Origin of the sequence: Oligella sp. HMSC05A10, from assembly GCF_001808335.1 — a bacterium.
GTDB lineage: Bacteria > Pseudomonadota > Gammaproteobacteria > Burkholderiales > Burkholderiaceae_B > Oligella > Oligella urethralis.
In genome coordinates this window covers 1-1,965 of record NZ_KV792931.1, presented here as the reverse complement: position 1 = coordinate 1,965, position 1,965 = coordinate 1, and the positions used below count along the sequence as shown (strand labels likewise).

The 1,965-nt window shown below is 33.3% G+C and carries 3 protein-coding genes; 1 reads left to right on the top strand and 2 read right to left on the bottom strand.

All coding sequences use genetic code 11. The features are described 5' to 3' along the window. The coding region (locus tag HMPREF3144_RS11455) for a type II toxin-antitoxin system RelE family toxin (protein ID WP_083290421.1) at positions 1 to 244 on the top strand (244 nt) is incomplete at its 5' end. A 383-nt stretch (positions 245 to 627) separates the two neighbouring features. Here HMPREF3144_RS11455 and HMPREF3144_RS07430 read toward each other — a convergent pair. Then, a complete protein-coding gene (locus tag HMPREF3144_RS07430) occupies positions 628 to 1,353 on the bottom strand; it encodes a Fic family protein (protein ID WP_246823928.1) in 726 nt (241 codons plus the stop codon). 28 nt (positions 1,354 to 1,381) lie between these two features. Beyond that, on the bottom strand, positions 1,382 to 1,777 hold the full coding sequence (locus HMPREF3144_RS07425; protein WP_070477245.1) for a helix-turn-helix domain-containing protein: 396 nt from the start codon (positions 1,775 to 1,777) through the stop codon (positions 1,382 to 1,384). Between the last annotated feature and the right edge of the window lie 188 nt (positions 1,778 to 1,965).

Genomic DNA, 1,965 nt, shown 5'->3' with positions numbered 1-1,965 from the left:
TAAAGGAAGTTACACAAAATTATTTACAGGCTCTAAACCAGTCGCTAAACGTATTCATCGTTTTTTAACCGAAAGAGTCTCCAAAGACCCAAAGAATCAAGGCGGTTTTCTTCAAGGAAATTTATCTGAATTCTGGCGGTACCGTGTTGGCGATTATCGAGTAATTGCACAAATTGATGAAGGTGTTTTTACTGTCTTAGTGGTTCGAATCGGCCACAGAAAAGAAGTTTATTCCAATTTCTAAAAAAATACTCAGGCATAAATTTCTTTGAATTATTATCCACAAATAATGTTAATAAGTAGGCTTTTTATCTGAAAAGAGAGGTCTAACTTATTGATTAGTAATATGTTGGGTTTGTCGCTCAATATTTGAGCAGAGGTTTTTTTGATTAAAAAATATTTTAATGCAGGTTCGGCTTAAAGTTCTTAGTACTCGGTAGGGGGCTATCAATGGAACAGATAACAATAATGATGCGATTAGCCCGGAGGAAACTAATTTTTTAAGTTTTTTCATAAGTAATTGGTTCTAAATAAAAAAGCCCTGATAAAAATCAGGGCTTAGTAAATTCATGTTAAAAATCAAAAAACTGTAATAGCTGTAATAGTGTAATTACTGTAATTACAGTTTTAGCGGTCTAAATCGTCTTCTAGCTCTTGTTGCATTACTAAGTATCTAGGTGAATTTATGCTTGAATAAATGAAGTCAATCATTTCATTTTTATTGCCGGATTCGTAAAAATCCAAAAGTTTTTGTCTGAATTCGGTGTCTCTTGAAGGGCTAATGGTAAAAGGTGCATATCCTGATAGGATTAGCACGCCATTCATCATTAATTGGCCAGTTCTTTTATTTCCATCTTCAAAATATTGATTTCTCGCTGTATCTAGGAAAAGATTAAAAGTACTTTCAAAATTTAATTTATGATTAGATTGAAAGTTGGAAGTAGCTTCAAAGTCTTCAAGCATTTCACGGAATAAAGTACTTAATAGCATATCCATAGGCGGCATATATTCAGTGCCAGTGATTAGTACTGGTTTAATGCGAAAGTCACCTACAGATGGGTTTTCAAGTTTAGCTACTATTTTATTCATCAAAACAAAGTTTTCTTTATCAACTTTGAATGTGTCTGTTTTTATTTGATTGATCAATTCATCCCAGCCGTCACGGATATTAATAACTTGATTAAGATCATTAATTGGACGACCAGCAACAGAAATACCTTGTATTACTGTTTGTGTTTCTGCAAAAGTAAGTGAGTTACCTTCGAGTTTGGCCATATTGAAAATAAGCTCATCACGAAGTTTATGAGCAATAAATAGAGCCTGTTCTTTTCCTATGTGACGCAGGTCATTCATTTCATTTATTCCTATAAATTAAAAACCATTAAAACGTTGAGGTTTTTTGTTTAGATGATTTTAGTAATTGGTTCAGCTCTGTCCGTGTCTCATACATTTTTTTAACTATGTTATGGACGGCTGCTTGTTCACTTATACTTAATTTTAACAGTCGTTCAAGAGTTTCTGCTATATGCAGGGGAAGAGATTTAGCATAGTCATCTGTTTTACCTGTAAGAATATATTCTACAGTTATTGGCAATAAGGAATTGTTATTTTTGACGTAAAGAGCTAACTCATTGATAGGAAATGAGTTTCTTCTTTTTCTTTCTGCAAATGCTGATTGAGATAAATCTAAAGCAGTCGCAACTTCACCATCAGTTCTAAAACCCAAAACACTTTTCGTGCGGGTGAGAATAAACTCAAAATTATCTTCTTGTATCATTTTATCTTTCCATATCTTTTTCGATTGTTTTATCAAAGGCTGATTGAAGTTGTGTTGTTGGTGTTGAGTTATTGATTTCTTTGGCCAGCATACTAATTTGTCTAGCTTCGGTTTTCATATTCTGCTGATATAAATCTCGGGAGAGGGTAGTTAGGGTAATACTCCCCTAAAATCGAAACACCGATGAG

What these genes read in the sequence shown, in the direction of transcription:
- HMPREF3144_RS07430 (WP_246823928.1), bottom strand. Translation starts at nt 1,353, where the DNA reads ATGAATGACCTGCGTCACATAGGAAAAGAACAGGCTCTATTTATTGCT.
- HMPREF3144_RS07425 (WP_070477245.1), bottom strand. Translation starts at nt 1,777, where the DNA reads ATGATACAAGAAGATAATTTTGAGTTTATTCTCACCCGCACGAAAAGT.